Annotated in this window: 13 protein-coding genes; 9 read left to right on the top strand and 4 right to left on the bottom strand. The window is 61.1% G+C overall.

The genetic code is table 11. The features are described from left to right. Nucleotides 1-55 precede the first annotated feature (55 nt). Both LOY70_RS13960 and LOY70_RS13955 read right to left on the bottom strand, forming a co-directional pair. A complete protein-coding gene (locus LOY70_RS13960) occupies nucleotides 56-1336 on the bottom strand; it encodes a TRAP transporter large permease subunit (protein WP_265037607.1) in 1281 nt (426 codons plus the stop codon). Beyond that, the gene (locus tag LOY70_RS13955; RefSeq protein WP_265037605.1) at nucleotides 1333-1881 is read right to left on the bottom strand and encodes a TRAP transporter small permease; all 549 of its coding nucleotides are present in this window, start codon (nucleotides 1879-1881) and stop codon (nucleotides 1333-1335) included. The genes LOY70_RS13960 and LOY70_RS13955 overlap by 4 nt, the downstream gene beginning before the upstream one ends. 895 nt (nucleotides 1882-2776) lie before the next feature. On the opposite strand from LOY70_RS13955, the gene wecB reads away from it, so the two are divergent. The 6 genes from wecB to LOY70_RS13925 all read left to right on the top strand — a co-directional run bounded on the left by wecB (nucleotide 2777) and on the right by LOY70_RS13925 (nucleotide 11601). After that, nucleotides 2777-4006 carry a non-hydrolyzing UDP-N-acetylglucosamine 2-epimerase gene (gene wecB, locus LOY70_RS13950; RefSeq protein ID WP_265038051.1) on the top strand — a complete coding sequence of 410 codons (1230 nt, stop codon included), beginning with the start codon at nucleotides 2777-2779 and terminating at the stop codon, nucleotides 4004-4006. Between the two features lie 39 nt (nucleotides 4007-4045). Further along, on the top strand, nucleotides 4046-6259 hold the full coding sequence (locus LOY70_RS13945; protein ID WP_265037603.1) for a hypothetical protein: 2214 nt from the start codon (nucleotides 4046-4048) through the stop codon (nucleotides 6257-6259). Between the two features lie 12 nt (nucleotides 6260-6271). Then, on the top strand, nucleotides 6272-8386 hold the full coding sequence (locus tag LOY70_RS13940) for a glycosyl transferase family protein (protein WP_265037601.1): 2115 nt from the start codon (nucleotides 6272-6274) through the stop codon (nucleotides 8384-8386). Continuing rightward, complete coding sequence (locus tag LOY70_RS13935) at nucleotides 8383-10191, top strand: bacteriophage N4 adsorption protein A (protein ID WP_265037599.1); 1809 nt, start codon at nucleotides 8383-8385, stop codon at nucleotides 10189-10191. The genes LOY70_RS13940 and LOY70_RS13935 overlap by 4 nt, the downstream gene beginning before the upstream one ends. A gap of 177 nt (nucleotides 10192-10368) precedes the next feature. Further along, nucleotides 10369-11151: a hypothetical protein gene (locus LOY70_RS13930; RefSeq protein WP_265038050.1), complete on the top strand. Its 783-nt coding sequence runs from the start codon at nucleotides 10369-10371 to the stop codon at nucleotides 11149-11151. A gap of 201 nt (nucleotides 11152-11352) precedes the next feature. After that, nucleotides 11353-11601 carry a phage infection protein gene (locus tag LOY70_RS13925; RefSeq protein ID WP_265037597.1) on the top strand — a complete coding sequence of 83 codons (249 nt, stop codon included), beginning with the start codon at nucleotides 11353-11355 and terminating at the stop codon, nucleotides 11599-11601. Nucleotides 11602-11675: 74 nt separating this feature from the next. Here LOY70_RS13925 and hpaR read toward each other — a convergent pair whose 3' ends face one another. Then, nucleotides 11676-12098, bottom strand: a complete 423-nt coding sequence (gene hpaR, locus LOY70_RS13920; RefSeq protein ID WP_265037595.1) for a homoprotocatechuate degradation operon regulator HpaR — start codon at nucleotides 12096-12098, stop codon at nucleotides 11676-11678. A gap of 62 nt (nucleotides 12099-12160) precedes the next feature. Continuing rightward, nucleotides 12161-13066, bottom strand: coding sequence for a 4-hydroxyphenylacetate catabolism regulatory protein HpaA (gene hpaA, locus LOY70_RS13915; RefSeq protein ID WP_265037593.1), 906 nt, complete (start codon nucleotides 13064-13066; stop codon nucleotides 12161-12163). A 185-nt stretch (nucleotides 13067-13251) separates the two neighbouring features. Between hpaA and LOY70_RS13910 the strand changes: the two genes are divergently transcribed. From LOY70_RS13910 to hpaE, 3 genes are read left to right on the top strand one after another with little or no spacing between them, the layout of a single operon-like run. Then, nucleotides 13252-13929 (top strand): fumarylacetoacetate hydrolase family protein, encoded by a 678-nt coding sequence (locus LOY70_RS13910; RefSeq protein WP_265037591.1) that lies wholly within the window; start codon nucleotides 13252-13254, stop codon nucleotides 13927-13929. Next, entirely contained in the window at nucleotides 13926-14696 is a 771-nt protein-coding gene (locus LOY70_RS13905; RefSeq protein WP_265037589.1) for a fumarylacetoacetate hydrolase family protein, read from the top strand. Before LOY70_RS13910 ends, LOY70_RS13905 begins: the two co-directional genes overlap by 4 nt. A gap of 5 nt (nucleotides 14697-14701) precedes the next feature. Then, nucleotides 14702-16162, top strand: a complete 1461-nt coding sequence (gene hpaE, locus LOY70_RS13900; RefSeq protein ID WP_265037587.1) for a 5-carboxymethyl-2-hydroxymuconate semialdehyde dehydrogenase — start codon at nucleotides 14702-14704, stop codon at nucleotides 16160-16162. The last annotated feature ends 94 nt before the right edge of the window (nucleotides 16163-16256 follow it).

Genomic DNA, 16256 nt, shown 5'->3' with positions numbered 1-16256 from the left:
TCACTCTCCGATCATTATTGTTTTTAAGGTCGAGCTACCCAGGCTTGCACCAATGTTATCCGGTGAAGAATTTCAACGGCCCCAGGACAAGCTGAGGGAACAACACCAGCAGGAACAGCACCACAAACTGCGCGAGCATGAACGGCCACACACCACGGACGATTTCCTCGAAATCCAGCTTCGCCACCCCACACACCACATTGAGTACCGTGCCCACCGGCGGCGTAATCAGGCCGATGGCCGTGTTGATCAAAAACAGCACGCCGAAATACACCGGGTCGATCCCCGCCTGGATGACCGCCGGCATCAGCACCGGGGTGAGAATCAGAATGGTCGGGGTCATGTCCATCACCGTTCCCACCAGGATGATCAACACCATCATCACCAGCAGCAAAAGGGTCTGGTTGTCCATGAAGGGTTGCAGCAGCTCCGCCAGCTGGCCCGGCAGGTCGGCGATGGTCACCAGCCAGGATGAAACCATGGCCGCCGCCACCAGCAGCATCACCACCGAGGTGGTCTTGGCCGAGGACAGGATCACTTCGTACAGCTGGCTGACTTTCATTTCCCGGTAGATCACCAGGGACACGAACAGCGAATAGACCGCCGCGACCACGGCGGCTTCCGTGGGGGTGAAGATGCCGAATTTGAGGCCCAGGATGATGATCAACGGCAGTCCCATCGCCCAACTGCCGTCGAGCAACGTGCGCAGCACTTCGGCACGGGAGCGCTTGGGCGGCGTCTCGACATTCTCGCGGCGAGAGATGAACCACCACGCCACGGCCAGCGAAGCCCCAAGCATCAATCCCGGTACGATACCGGCCAGGAACAGCTTGGAAATCGACACCCCGGAAGCCACGCCAAACACAATGAAGCCGATGCTCGGCGGAATGACCGGCGCGATGATGCTACCGGCGGCGATCAGCCCGGCTGAGCGGCCCCGGTTATGCCCGGCCAACACCATCATCGGTACCAGCAACGCCGCCAGTGCCGCCGCATCCGCCACGGCCGAGCCGGAGAGCGATGCCAACAGGCAGGAAGCAATGATTGCCACGTAACCGAGACCACCGCGCTTGTGCCCCACCAGTGCCATGGCGATGTTGACGATGCGTTTGGACAGGCCGCCGACATTCATGATCTCGCCGGCCAGCATGAAGAACGGCACGGCCATCAGTGGGAAACTGTCCGCGCCGTTGAGCAGGTTCTGGGCAATGATTTGCGCGTCGAACAGATCCAGATAAAACATCAAGGCCACGCTGACCACCAGCAAGGCAAACGCAATGGGAATGCCCAGCGCCATGCTGCCCATCAACGACCCAAGGAAAATAACCAGTGTCATGGACGGGTACTCTTGATGGGGTTATGGGCGATCACTTCGGCAGCGTCGTTGTCCTTGACCATGACCAGCTCGTCATCGCCGAGCTTGCCGAACGTCGCCAGGTAGAGTTCGTAGAGCAGGATGGGCGCGGCGCTGGCGCCGAACACCAGGCCGGCGGCATAGAACAGCGCCATCGACAACCCTGAGGCTGGCGCGACCACATCCAGGTTGATCACCGCCTGCTGCCAACTGCCGATAAAAATCAACCAGCAGATGTACAGCATCAGCAGATGCCCGATGACCAGGCAGAGGCGCTTGCCGGCCGGTGGCAAACGCTTGACCAGGCTGTCCATCCCCAAATGCGCACGGTCCTTGAGCGCCACCAGGGCGCCGAGAAAAATCATCCAGACGAAGAACCAGCGCGACAGTTCTTCCGACACGCTGATGCCGGAGTTGAAGGCATAGCGCAGCACCACGTTGCCGAACACCAGCACGATCATTGCGATCATGCACAGCACGATCAGGAGCTTGAGCAGCTTGAAATACAGATCGACGACTTTTGTCATCTTGAAGGCCTCTGCGATTGTCGAATACCGGCATCCAGCCGGCGCGATAGAACGGCAGCGCAGTCCGCTATCGAATCCAGAAGCTGGCGTTGCGAAGAGCGCCAGGCCAGGCGCGACAAAACAAGGGAGAGGCGTCGAGGGTGTGCAGGCAAGTCCGCATGAGGTGTTCCTCTGTTTTTTATTATGGCCTTGTCAATGCGACGCAAGGCGGTGTGCGCCTAAAATGTACCAACCGGTTAGTTCGGTCAATAACCCAGGCATGAACCCACGACAAAGCGGGCGATTATCGGCTAGACGTTCACAAGTGGTTTACCTATCGCCGCCTACGAAAGCAGGCACAACTTTCCTTGATTGAAGAACAGCAGCCCGTCGCATTAATAGTTACCTATTAACCGCCCGTCACAATAAACAAAAATAAAATGAACTAACCTCAATAGCCATACTTTGCACGCAACCAACTTAAAGCCACCAACTACAAATTAATGACAACATTCCGGCGCCAGCCTACCGGCAGATAAAAGCTGCATCTTATTTTTTCAGGCGCCAATAATTAACAACGGCAGCCCTCACGATATCTCAACAAAATATATAAAATAAATTCCTTTAATATCAATCAGTAACAGAACGGATCCAACAAATAATCAGCCACACCCCCATCACCAATAACGCCTCCGAAAAAATATTAATTAAACTTCACATAAAAAACTTTGCGACGACGCACTTTGATGTTATTAATCTGCCGATCCAAAAACCAAGGTGCCACCACGTAACTTTCTTTACGCGCATAACCCCTTTCGGATATTGGAACCACTTAACTTAAATCCCTTGCTCAAGCGCCTGATCGCACTTGGGCGAACTGTTGTGTGGCGCAGCAAACTGCGCGAGGAAGGGCGTCATCGCTATTCAAGTCCCACGGATCAAGATCCTGTCGATCTTCGGCACCCGTCCGGAAGCCATCAAGATGGCCCCCCTGGTCAAGGCCCTCGCCGCCGAATCCGGCATCGAGTCGCTGATCTGCGTCACCGGCCAGCATCAAAGCATGCTCAAGCAAGTGCTGGATCTGTTCGACCTCAAGGCCGATTTCACCCTTGACGTGATGACCCCGCACCAGACGCTCAACTCCCTGACTGCTGCCCTCTATAGCGCCATCGACCCGGTCCTGGAACAGACCCGGCCGGATCGGGTGCTGGTCCATGGCGACACCACCTCAGCCATGGTGGCTTCGATGGCCGCCTTCCACCGGCGTATTCCCGTGGGTCATGTCGAAGCCGGGTTGCGCACCGGTGACATCTACAGCCCATGGCCGGAAGAAATGAACCGTCGTTGCATCGACCTCAGTGCCGACCTGCTGTTCGCCCCTACCGGACAATCCCGCGACAACCTGCTGGGCGAGCGCCTGCAGGGCCACTGCCTGGTGACGGGCAATACCGTCATCGATGCCCTGCAACTGACTGCCCAGCGCATCAATAAGGATGCGCAGTTGCGTGGCGAGCTGGACCAACAGTTCCCGTTCCTGCAAACCGGACGCAAGCTGTTGCTGGTGACCGGTCATCGCCGGGAGAACTTCGGCGAAGGCTTCCTGGACATCTGCAAGGCCTTGCGTCACTTGGCCCAGCGGACTGACATCCAGATCGTCTACCCGGTGCACCTCAATCCCAACGTACTGGGACCGGTGACCGAACAACTGGGTGACCTGCTCAACGTGCACCTGATCAAGCCCCTGGATTACCTGGCGTTCGTGCGCCTGATGCAACACGCCCACGTCATCCTCACGGACTCGGGTGGTGTGCAGGAAGAAGCGCCGTCCCTGGGTAAACCGGTGCTGGTGATGCGCGACGTCACCGAACGCCCCGAAGCCGTGGCCGCCGGTACCGTGCGCCTGGTGGGCACTTCCCCGGCCTCGATCATCGCCGGCGTGAACGCGCTGTTCGACGACGTTGCCTTGTGGCGTCGCACCTCACAGGCGGTCAACCCCTACGGTGATGGCAAGGCCAGCCAGCGCATCGTCGACACCCTGATGGGCCGACCGGTCGACGATTTTGTCGTAGGCCAGGTGCAACCGACCCATGCGCCGTTACACACGCCGCTGTCCGAGCCACGCGAGTTGCTCGCCGATTTCACCTAATAACCGCTACTCACCCTTATCAGATCGAGATTTGCCTGAATGAAGCCTTCCGTTGCCATCCCTACGGGCGCGCTCAGCGCCCTTGCCTGTGGCCTGAGCCTGCTCGCGCTAATGCCAAACTTTGCCCTGGCTGCGGATAGCCCGCTCACCCAGGCAATCCATCGACTCAACGCCGATACCCGCCAGGAGCGGGAGATTCGCTTGAGCGACCTGGGCATCACCGCGCCAATCCTGCTGGGCGCCAGCGACGCTCGACGGGAACTGTATTTGCCGGTACCCGCCGGTGTGACGCTCAACGATGCGACACTGCAGCTGGACGCCAGCTATCTCAATGGCGAAGGTGGCCGCAACACCATGGTGCTGTCGCTCGACGGTTACCCGGTGCGTGCCGAAGGCCTCAGCGAAGCGCAGGGCGATGCCAGCGTCAAACTGGGCGTAGACAAAGCCCCGCGCGACAACGGCCTGGTGCGTTTGGGCATTGCCTGGGCCTCCGTGGTCTCCCGCCCGCTGTGCGAAGAAGATCGGGTGATCGGTAACGTGCTGCGCATTCAACCCGACACACGCCTGAACTACAGCTACGACGCCAGCCAACTGCAGGATGTCGGCGCCGCCTGGACCACTCTGCCCGCCACCCCCGGCATCCTGGTCGCACCGGGCTCGCTGTCGGCCGGCAGCTATGACGCCGTCTGGCGATTGGGCGTGGCCCTGGAGCGGATCGGCAAGCATGCGCGCATCCTGCCCTTCCCTGCCGTGCAGGACAGCGTGGACCTGAGCGGCCTGCGCGTCCCGGTCGAGCTGTTGAATATTCCCGCCTTCGTCAGCCTCAACGGCAAAGGCCAGCACACCTTGGCCAACCCAGCCGAAATCGGTGCGCTGCTGATGCTTGGGCAAGTGCCGAACCTACAGGCCGACCTGGCCATCAGCGACCCGCAACTGCTCCAGGCCATCAACCAGTCCCTGGATGCCTTGCAGAGCCAGGTCCAAGGCGTCGACACCACGGCGGCAGCGGCCTTGACCCAATGGCGCGATACGCACGTCAACGCCGCCCTGGTGGGCACCGGCACTGACAACGTGCGTCTGGCACTGTTGGGCACTCGCCCGGTATTGATGATTGCCCCGGATGCGACCGGCAAAGCCTTGTCCTTGCTCGGTTCTGCATGGAACAAGCTGGCGCGCAGCCGCCAGTTGACCGTGAACGAAGCGCAAACGCCATTGAGCGATGATGGCCGCGTGGCCCTGTCGCGACTGGGCGGCGCTCCCGGTAACTTCGACGTAGCCTCGCGATTCGACTGGAGCACTTCGTTCCCCCTCGGCAGCGTGGCCTATGACGGTCGCCTGCCCGTTACCGCCGTGGTCGACGTCTCCGCTGCACCCGGCGCTTCGGACACCGCGCCCGTGGCCTCGCTGTTTTTCAATGACTTCCTGATCGGTGCCCAGCAGCTGACCACCGATGGCCAACCGCAACGCATCCAGGCTCACATCCCACGCTACGCCCTGGGTTCGAAAAACGTCTTGCGCGTCTCGTTCCAGCGCCAACCGGTCAGCGACCGTTGCCTCGAAACGCCTCAGGCGTTCCCGGTGTCCGTACTGCCTACCAGCCATATCGTGCTGGACAAAACCTCGTTGGGTGACGATTTCGCCGGCATCGCCGCACGCTTCGCCGTCGACACCCAAGTGCTCGTTCCCCAGGCCTATCTTGACCACCCCGCCAGCAGCCTGGCCCAAGTGATCCCGGTGGCCGATGCTTCCGGCGTCTCACCGCTGCGCGCGCAGTTGAAAGTCAGCGCCGATCCAAAAGCCGTCATCAGCCCGGATAAAGCCTTCCTGGCGTTCGAACTGCCACTCAAGGACAGCAAGGAATCGGTGCAGGTCGATGAGCAGGGTCACCTGCGGATCAACCATAAAGACCAGGTGATGCTGGATGTGCAGCGCCTCAATCAGTTGGCGTCGTTGCAAGTGGTGCAGGCCTCGGGTCAGCACGGCCTGGTCTATCGGGCCCTGGGCGACCAGCCCCCGAGCCTGGCCAAGCCGGTCGTATTGACCCGCGGCGATGTGGCGATCCTGGGCGACAGCGGTGCCGTGGCGGTCTTCGATACCCAGGATCCCAACGGCAGCCAGTTGATCGGCCAGGAAGAACCCAAGGGCCTGGATGCCTGGCGCAAACCTTCGCTGCTTTGGCTGATCCCCGGTGGCATTGCCTTATTCCTTATCTTGTTGCTGGCTGGCCGTAGCGCCCGTCGCAATCGCCAGTAACGGTAACCTTTGATGACGTCGCTTTATTGGCCCTATTGGCTGGCCCACTACTATAACTACCTGGAAGCCGCGACTATCGTGGTCGCGGTACTGATCCTGATCTCCAGCCTGGACGATCTGATCATTGACGTGTGGTACTGGTCTCGTCGCCTGTACCGCAAGTTCACCGTGGACCGCAAATACCGGCCGCTGACCGTCGAGCAATTGTTGGCCCGGGACGAACAGCCCCTGGCGATCATGGTCCCGGCCTGGCTGGAATACGACGTCATCGCGCCGATGATCGAGAACATGGTGTCGACGCTCGACTACCAGAACTACGTGGTCTTCGTCGGCACCTATGTCAACGACCAGCGCACCATCGACGAAGTCGAGCGGATGCGCCGGCGCTACAAACAACTGCACCGCGTGGAAGTGCCCCATGCAGGGCCGACCTGCAAGGCTGACTGTTTGAACTGGGTGATCCAGGCGATCTTCCTGCACGAGAAAACCCACGGCATGACCTTCGCCGGCGTCGTGTTGCATGACAGCGAAGACGTGCTGCATCCATTGGAACTGCGTCTGTTCAACTATCTGTTGCCGCGCAAGGACATGATCCAGTTGCCGGTGGTCTCGCTGGAGCGCAACTGGTACGAATGGGTGGCGGGCGTCTACATGGACGAGTTTGCCGAATGGCACGGCAAGGACCTGGTGGTGCGCGAAAGCATGACCGATACCGTGCCCTCGGCCGGCGTCGGCACCTGTTTTTCCCATCGCGCCCTGCGGGTGCTGGCCGGCGAAACCGAAAACCAGCCGTTCAACACCGACAGCCTCACCGAAGACTACGACGTCGGTGCGCGATTGGCCAAGGTCGGCATGAACGCGATCTTCGTACGTTTCCCGGTGCAGTTCCGGGTGCTGCGCAAATCCTGGTTCCGCAAGCCCTATGAATCGACCCTGACGATGCCGCTGTGCGTGCGTGAGTTTTTCCCCGATACCTTCCGCACCGCCTTTCGGCAAAAGGCGCGCTGGACCCTCGGCATCGGCCTGCAAGGCTGGGAACAGATGGGCTGGAATGGCTCGCTCGCCAACCGATACCTGCTGTTTCGCGACCGCAAGGGCGTCGTGACCGCGTTCATCAGCATCATCGCCTATGTGATCCTGGTGCAGCTGCTGGGCCTGATTATCCTGCGCAACAGCGGCTTGTGGGACGTCAGTTTCCCTACGCCCTTTGAAACCAATGGCGTAATCAAATACCTGTTGCTGGCCAACGGCGTTGCCTTGGCCTGGCGGATCGTGCACCGCTACTACTTCACCACGGTGCTGTATGGCTGGCAGCACGGCCTGCTGTCGATCCCGCGCATGCTGGTGGGCAACTTCGTCAACTTCATGGCCGCCTCCCGGGCCTGGCGCATGTTCCTGGTGGGCAAGGTGATGAACCGCAAGCTGGTCTGGGACAAGACCATGCATGACTTCCCGTCCACGGATCTGGTCGCCACCGCACCGCGTCGCCTGGGCAGTGTATTGCTGTCCTGGCAGGCCATTACTGACACCAACCTGCAAAGCGCCCTCGACGAACAGCAGTCGCGTAATGTGCCGCTGGGTCGGATTCTGCTCAATAACGGCTGGCTGGACGACGAAACCCTGGCCGAAGCCATTGCGTTCCAGAATGACTTGCCGCGAGTCTTCGAGGTGGCCGAAAAAGCCGCAGCCTCGACCTCGTCGCTGGCCAGCGAGTTTGCCTTGCGCTGGCGGGTCATTCCCCTGGGACGCAATGGCGAAGGGCGTGAACAGATCGCCGTCGCCAACCCGCTTTCCGACGAAGGCCTGGAACAGGTCAGCGCCGAATTGGGCAGCGAGCCGGTGCAATTGATCGCCCGGGAGAGTGAAATTCTCGCGTTGTTGCGCCGATTGCCAGCGAACAACGGTCATGCCGTACCGAATGCCAGTGCGCCGCTGCTGGGCGACCTGCTGATCGAAATGGGCCTGCTCGATCGCGATCAGTTCAGCCGCGCCATGCTGCAGTATCGTCCGCAGCATCACGGCCGGATCGGCGATTACCTGGTCGACAGCGGCGTGCTGCCGCGGGCAACTATCGAACAGGTGGTGGCACGCCAGCACAGCCTCTACCCAATGGAGCTTCCGGCATGAACCGCCCCCTTCTGACCCTCTTGGCCACGGGGCTGAGCCTGGCCTGCGCACTGGCGTCGGCCGAGACGTTGCCGCTGCCATTGACTGGGCCGGCCTACACCGCCGCCAACGAGGCCTACAGTGCCTACGAGCGCAAGGACTACGACCTGGCCATCGCCAAGGCGCGCGAAGCCCTGCGCCTGCGCGCCGACGTGACGCGCCTGAACACGCTGATTGAGCTGGCCGAACGGGACAAGAAACTGCGCGACCAGCCGCAAACCGCCAGGTCATCCCGCGCCGCGCCGGCAACACCGGGCTTCGCCGCCGCGTCCCAGGGCTTCAAAGCCTACGATCGCGAACAATTCGGCCTGGCCGCGCAATCGGCCCGCAAGGCCATCACCCAGGCGCCCCGTCGTCGCGAGTATCGATTGCTGCTGATCGACTCCTTGCAGCGCCAGCAACAGCTGGAAGAGGCCGACCAGGCCGTTACCGATGCGCTAGGAGTCTTCACCAACGACACCACGTTGCTGATGCGGCGCAAAGAAATTCGCCGCCAACTGGCAGCACCGCTGGCGGTCCAGGGCTACCGCGCCCTGCAGCAAGGCAACCGAGCCCTGGCTGTGGAAAAGGCCCGCAAAGCCGTAGCCTGGGCTCCGGAAATCGCCGCCAACCAGCAACTGCTCGACAGTGCGTTGCTCGATGCCAATGATTCCGACGCACCGGTCCTGGAGTGCCAGGAAAGCGCCTTCGGCCTGACGTGCGCCACCCGGCGGGTTAACACTTATGAGCAGACACCGGTAAGCGATTTGCAGCTTGCCTATGATTCGGTCCGCAGCGGCGACGACGAAACGGCCCACGCGGCGTTTCGCAAGGCCGACGCCACCACGCCACTGAAGCCGGCGGCAGCCCAGGACGCGGCCTACAACGCCATGCGTGTCCATGAAGACGACGAAGCCGTCGCGTACTTCAAGCGCGTGATCGATGGGCAAAAAACTGCAGAAACGCCCATGTCCGCGCAACAACTGTTCGATACCCGTCGCGCCGTGGGTGACGTTTCGCGCCGGATGGGCCTGACCAGCACCACCAGCTATCGCGGCAACAGCTCCAGTGGCCTGAGTGCGGCACCGAGCACCGGCAGCAGCGGCAGCCAAAGCAATGACCTGCTACAAAACAGCACCGAGCTGTCCTGGCGCCCATTGGGTTATCGCAACGCGCGCTTTGTCGAACTCTACGGGCGCATTACCGATACCCTGTGGAGCAAGAACAGCGACTCGGACACCGGCGCCGATGCCCTGCAAGGCGCTGTTGGCGTAAGGGTCAAACCCTTCAGTTCCGTCAACATCATGGCCGCCCTCGAACGCACCTTCCCCCTTGGCTCGTCCAATGTCGACGGCGACTGGCTGGTGCGCCTGGGCTACGGTTCGAGCATCGGTACCGACCTGCGGGTCGATGTGCCGAGCTGGTGGACCTCGCAGTTGTATGCCGAGGTGGGCCATTACATCAATGACTCGCGCAATTACTTCAACAGCGAATGGCAAGTGGGCCGCAGCTACGCCATCGGCGGAACCGGTTCGCGCTGGGTAACCTTCCCCCATGTCGTGGCGGCGATCGACTACGATTCGAAGATGAACAGCGAAGCCGGTGGCGGTTTTTCTTCCGGCGATGCCGGAGGCATCGGGATAGGAAACAACGTACGTTATTGGTTCCGGGAAGACGCCTACAACGCACCGCGCTCCTACGTGGACTTTTCCCTGCAGTACCGAGCCAGGGTGTTTGGCGAGGATCGGGCCAAAGGCGTGTTCGCTCGCCTGACCTACTCCTATTGAGGGCGTTGATGTGATATCCGATCCATCGCTACGAAATGCGTCTCGCCTGGCCGAACCGCGACTACACTGCACCCAGAAGGGACTTGTTTGAAAAGCTTCGCCCATGCAATCAATCGCAAGATCGTCGCGGCCCTGTTACTGGCCGCGCTTCTCGCCGCAGGTACAGGGACGTACTACATGACCACCAGTGCGGCACCGAACATCGTCGGCATCGTCTGGCAGCCTGACAACCAGACCGTCGGCATCAACGGCACCTGGGAAAAACTCGGGGTGCACGAGCTGCTGGTGCAGTGGACGGTGGTGGACGACCAGGCCTTCGTGCCTGGCACCGGGTTGACCAGCGTACCGGTGCTGCCGGACTGGGCGCGCATTGCCAAGGCACCCTGGGCCCAGGATGTCATCCTCGGGCTGGCCGGCTACTTCAGTGAAAACCGCTCACGGGACAACATCGAGCAGTTGGCGGCGGTGTCGGAGCGCATTGCAGGGCTGCCCACGCCGCTGCATGTCAGCGGTTGGTACTTCCCCGCCGAAGTCGATCCGAGTTGGGCTCGCGCCACGGAGCTGCCGGCCTTGCTGGCCAAACTGCCGCGCCCACTCTGGATCAGCGTCTACGACGGCGCCAATATCGGCCCGGCCGCCACCGCCGATTGGCTCAAGCAATGGTTACCGAACGACATCGGCGTGTTTTTCCAGGACGGCGTCGGCGTCTATGCCCGCACCGCCCCGGTCGCGCGCAACTATGCCGACGCCCTGCGTGATCGGCTTGGCAAGGACCGCGTGCGGATCATCGTCGAAGCCTTTCGCCCGAAATACGGTGGTGGCTTCCGTTCAGCCACCGTGGCCGAACTCAAGCCGCAACTGGCGGCCTATGACGGGTACCCGCTCTACCTGTTCGATGGCCCGCACTACATGACGCCTGCGTTGGTTGACCAGTTGAAGCAAGCCCTGCCCCAGCCCTGACCAGGCATTTGAAGCTATCCGCTCGCCCTCGCTTACTGAGTTTGTATCGGTCTGTATATCAAATGCGGGCTGATACGAAATGATGAATTTCGCCCCCTCCCGGCACACATCGTCGATACATCCGCGCGTTTAACTGTGATCACCGGACAGCGACACATTCGTTGCCACCGGCCCACTCAATCAAGCGCAAGGAGAATCACCATGTTCAACTTCTCGAAATTTTCGTCTATGGCAATCGCCCTGACACTGGTTGGCGGCGTCGGCCTGTCGAACGCTGCCTCAGCAAAGACTCCACCGGCCCAGGCTGCGCATCAACTGGCTGAAGGCGGATCCGATCGTTTGATCCAGAATCGCGTGGCCGAGGGCGGCTCTGATCGCTTGATCGAGAATCGCGTGGCTGAAGGCGGGGCTGATCGGTTGCAGGAGTTGCGTGAACACAGTGTGGTGTGAAGCGATTTTGTGGCCAGAGATTGCTCCCGCTCGACTCTGTGGGAGCAGGCTCTCTCACCACAAAAGCTTATGGCTCAGGGCTTGATGTTTTTCAGCTCATTGAGCAAGGCGAGCAGTTGCTGCATCTTTTCCTCGCCGAACTGTTCTTCGATCCGTCGGTAGTTGCCTTCCATGCCCTCGCTCATGGACACGAAGCACTGCTGGCCGCGTTCGGTCAGGCCGACGAAAACCCGGCGCTGGTCCTGGCTGGACTTCTGCCGACGCACCAGGCCGTCACGCTCTAGGCGACTGAGCACACCGGTCATGCTCGGCTTGAGAATGCAGGCCTGATGGGCGAGCTGATGGCTTTCCAGCTCACCTTGCTGATAGAGGATGCGGATCACTCGCCACTGCTGTTCCGTGAGGTCATGCTGGTTCAACGCCGGGCGGAAAAAAGCCATCGCCGCTTCGCGGGCTTGCAACAACGTCAGGGTCAAAGAAGGTCTGGGGTTGGCCATGTTCGAACTGTGTGGATGGGCGAGTCGGCAGCTTAGTGTCGCGGTCACAGCGCTGCAAGCGCTCAACGCAACCCCGATTGCCGTTGGCGATACTCCCCGGGGGTCAGCTGGGCATAGCGCTGGAAAAACCGACTGAAATAGGCCGGGTCCTTGAACCCGAGCTGGTAGCAGATTTCATTGGCCGAGCTGCCGGTGAACAGCAACAGGCGCTTGGCCTCCTGCATCAGTCGCTCCATGATCAGGCGCTTGGAAGGCAAGTCGGCGATGCGTCTGCATACGTCGTTCAGGCGCGCCTCAGTCACGCCGATGCCCTCGGCGTAACGCGACAACGGCCAGTGCTGCAGATAATGAGCCTCGATCAGCTCATTGAAACGATGAAAGATCTTCAAGTCTTCATGCCGGGCCGGCCGGGCTTCCAGGGAGTTGGAGCACAACCGCAGCAGGCTGATCATGATCAGCCGCGTCAAGCCGTCCAGTGCCGCGCTGCGCCCCGCCTGCGTGGCCGTCACCTCCTCGCTCAGTTCCTCGAACAAGTATTCCAGCCGCCGCACCTCCCCCGCCTGCTCCGGTCCCAACTGCGCCAGCGCCACGCAGGCTGCCGGCATTTGCACACCGGCCGGCGCCAGGCTCGGATCGGCGTCGATCAATTGCCACACCAATTGCTGGCGCACCGTCAGTACATGCCCGTCACTGTCGGCCTCGGTCACGAACGAATGAGGGATGGTCGGCGGCGTGAGGAAGAACATCGGACCGGACTCGACGTATTGCTGATCGTCGAGATACACCCGCACGGTGCCGCTCTTGACGTAGTGCACCTGAAAGAAACGGTCGTGGCGATGAACCGGCATATTGCGGCCGAAAAAACCCGCCAGGTTGGCGAGCCGGTCGTAGTGGACCTCGGCATCGCTGTAGCGCTGGTCGTACACCTGACCAATGTTGATATTCGGAATCGGCTGACGGTCGGTCATCACGCAGTACTCGTTTTTATTCTGATTCAGGCACCGGCTCACGCCCATCCTGCACCGAATCTGGCAGGCCAACCAGCACCCGATGATTCTGCCACGCTTGACGATAGTTAACATCTTAATTATAACTGTTAACACATTAACAATATCGCAGAGCCCTCATCACTCTGCATCCCCAGGAGACAAGCATGAGCCGTGCCCTGCATGACGTTGCGACAGGCACCCTGTTCGGGGTTGCGCTGAACTATCAGGGGCTGCTGAAACAGCGCCTCGCCGAGTTCGAGCAACCGCCCTACCAGAAACCGCCGGTCAAGCCGGTGCTGTTCATCAAGACGCCCAATACCCGCAACCAGCACGACGCCGACGTGGTTCATCCGGGTCACGGCGAAAGGCTGCAACCAGGACCGGCCCTTGGCGTGGTGATGGGCAAGTCGGCCAGCCGTGTCAGCGCTGCCGAGGCGCTGGACTACGTCGCCGGCTACACCGTCGTCAATGAATTCAGCCTGCCGGAAGACAGCTACTACCGCCCCGCCGTCAAGGCCAAGTGCCGGGACGGGTTCTGCACCATCGGCCCTGAGCTGGTGCCCATCGCCAACGTCGCCGACCCACACAGCCTGGCGATCACGCTGTATGTGAACGGCGAGGTACGCCAGCAAAACAACACGGCCAATTTCGTTCGCGATATTCCTCAACTGATTGCCGAGATCAGCGAATTCATGACCCTTCACGAAGGCGACGTGCTGATCACCGGTACACCCGAGGGCCGGGTCGATGTGTTGCCCGGCGATCGCGTCGAAGTGCAGATCAGCGGCCTGGGCCGCCTGGCCAATACCGTCGTGGCCGAGCAGACAGGAGTACGTTCATGAAACACGCGCGCATTCGTTTTGAAGGCCAGGTCCACGCCGTCACCGTTGAAGCTCATAACGCCGTGCGTCTGGCCGACGGTCGCCTGCTGGCCGAAGACCGGGTCCAGTGGTTGCCACCGGCCACCGGCAGCATGTTCGCCCTGGGCCTGAACTATGCCGATCACGCCGCCGAGCTGGCGTTCAAGCCGCCGACCGAGCCCCTGGCATTCATCAAGTCGCCCGGCACCTACACCGGCCACAACCAGGAAACCTGGCGCCCCGATAACGTCGCCTATATGCACTATGAGTGCGAGCTGGTGGCGGTCATCGGCAAAGAGGCGCGCAACGTCAAGCGCGAGGATGCCCTGGCGTACCTCGCCGGCTACACGGTGTGCAACGACTACGCGATCCGCGACTACCTGGAAAACTACTACCGCCCCAACCTGCGAGTGAAGAACCGTGACGCCACGACCCCAGTCGGCCCGTGGATCGTCGATGTGGCCGATGTGCCGGACCCGAGCAACCTGAAGTTGCGCACCTGGATCAACGGCGAACTGCGTCAGGAAGGCAGCACGAAGGACATGATTTTCGACATTCCCTACCTGATCGAATACCTGTCCAGCTTCATGACCCTGCAACCCGGCGACATGATCGCCACCGGCACGCCGGAGGGCCTGGCAGACGTAGTGCCCGGTGATGAAGTGATCGTGGAAGTGGAAGGCGTCGGCCGCCTGGTCAACCACATTGTCAGCGAAGCCGAGTTCTTCGCATCCCGTAAAGAGGCGTGAGCAGCATGATCAAACACTGGATCGACGGCCGTGAGGTCGAAAGCAAAGACGTGTTCGTCAACTACAACCCAGCCACGGGCGAAGCCATCGGCGAAGTCGCCAGCGGCGGCGCCGTAGAAGTCGCCCAGGCCGTAGCCGCCGCCAAGGATGCTTTTCCGAAATGGGCCAACACCCCGGCCAAGGAACGCGCCCGGCTGATGCGCAAGCTCGGTGAACTGATCGAGCAGAACGTGCCAAAACTGGCCGAACTGGAAACCCTCGACACCGGTTTGCCGATCCACCAGACCAAGAACGTGCTGATCCCGCGGGCCTCCCACAACTTCGATTTCTTTGCTGAAGTCTGCACGCGCATGGACGGCCATACTTACCCGGTCGACGACCAGATGCTCAACTACACCCTGTACCAACCGGTGGGTGTCTGCGCGCTGGTCTCGCCCTGGAACGTGCCGTTCATGACCGCGACCTGGAAGACCGCACCGTGCCTGGCCCTGGGCAACACCGCCGTGCTGAAGATGTCCGAGCTGTCGCCCCTGACCGCCAACGAACTGGGGCGCCTGGCCGTCGAGGCCGGCATTCCCAACGGCGTGTTGAATGTGATCCAGGGCTACGGCGCCACGGCCGGCGATGCGTTGGTGCGTCATCCGGATGTGCGGGCGATTTCCTTCACCGGCGGCACCGCCACCGGCAAGAAAATCATGCAGACCGCCGGGTTGAAAAAGTACTCGATGGAACTGGGCGGCAAGTCACCGGTACTGATTTTCGAAGACGCCGACCTGGAGCGCGCCCTCGACGCGGCGCTGTTCACCATCTTCTCCCTTAACGGCGAACGCTGCACCGCCGGCAGCCGGATCTTCATCCAGGAAAGCGTCTACCCGCAATTCGTCGCCGAGTTTGCCGCCCGCGCCAAACGCCTGATCGTCGGTGACCCGCAAGACCCGAAAACCCAGGTCGGCTCGATGATCACCCAGGCCCACTACGACAAGGTCACTGGCTACATCAAGATCGGCCTCGAAGAAGGTGCCACCCTCCTGGCCGGCGGCCTGGAGCGCCCGGCGAACCTGCCGGCGCACCTGAGCCGCGGCCAGTTCATCCAGCCGACGGTGTTCGCCGATGTGAACAACAAGATGCGCATCGCCCAGGAAGAAATCTTCGGCCCGGTGGTGTGCCTGATCCCGTTCAAGGACGAAGCCGAGGCCTTGCAATTGGCCAACGACACCGAATATGGCCTGGCCTCGTACATCTGGACCCAGGACATCGGCAAGGCCCATCGCCTGGCCCACGGCATCGAGGCCGGCATGGTGTTCATCAACAGCCAGAACGTGCGCGACCTGCGCCAGCCTTTCGGCGGCGTGAAGGGTTCCGGAACCGGTCGCGAAGGTGGACAGTACAGCTTTGAAGTGTTCGCCGAGATCAAGAACGTTTGCATCTCCATGGGCAGTCATCACATACCGCGATGGGGGATATGACCCAAGGTAATTGATGACCCCTGTGGCGAGGGGATTTATCCCCGCTGGGGCGCGAAGCGCCCCCTCGGTAGACCTGGCACACCGACTTCTCAAA

The sequence above is a fragment of the Pseudomonas sp. B21-054 genome, assembly GCF_026016345.1.
Classification (GTDB): Bacteria; Pseudomonadota; Gammaproteobacteria; order Pseudomonadales; family Pseudomonadaceae; genus Aquipseudomonas.
This window is presented reverse-complemented; position numbering and strand designations above follow the sequence as displayed.

Coding starts and splice junctions, on each gene's coding strand:
- LOY70_RS13955 (WP_265037605.1), bottom strand. CDS start 1,881: ATGACAAAAGTCGTCGATCTGTATTTCAAGCTGCTCAAGCTCCTGATC.
- hpaE (WP_265037587.1), top strand. CDS start 14,702: ATGATCAAACACTGGATCGACGGCCGTGAGGTCGAAAGCAAAGACGTG.
- LOY70_RS13945 (WP_265037603.1), top strand. CDS start 4,046: ATGAAGCCTTCCGTTGCCATCCCTACGGGCGCGCTCAGCGCCCTTGCC.
- LOY70_RS13960 (WP_265037607.1), bottom strand. CDS start 1,336: ATGACACTGGTTATTTTCCTTGGGTCGTTGATGGGCAGCATGGCGCTG.
- LOY70_RS13940 (WP_265037601.1), top strand. CDS start 6,272: ATGACGTCGCTTTATTGGCCCTATTGGCTGGCCCACTACTATAACTAC.
- hpaA (WP_265037593.1), bottom strand. CDS start 13,066: ATGACCGACCGTCAGCCGATTCCGAATATCAACATTGGTCAGGTGTAC.
- LOY70_RS13930 (WP_265038050.1), top strand. CDS start 10,369: ATGACCACCAGTGCGGCACCGAACATCGTCGGCATCGTCTGGCAGCCT.
- LOY70_RS13910 (WP_265037591.1), top strand. CDS start 13,252: ATGAGCCGTGCCCTGCATGACGTTGCGACAGGCACCCTGTTCGGGGTT.
- LOY70_RS13905 (WP_265037589.1), top strand. CDS start 13,926: ATGAAACACGCGCGCATTCGTTTTGAAGGCCAGGTCCACGCCGTCACC.
- LOY70_RS13925 (WP_265037597.1), top strand. CDS start 11,353: ATGTTCAACTTCTCGAAATTTTCGTCTATGGCAATCGCCCTGACACTG.
- hpaR (WP_265037595.1), bottom strand. CDS start 12,098: ATGGCCAACCCCAGACCTTCTTTGACCCTGACGTTGTTGCAAGCCCGC.
- LOY70_RS13935 (WP_265037599.1), top strand. CDS start 8,383: ATGAACCGCCCCCTTCTGACCCTCTTGGCCACGGGGCTGAGCCTGGCC.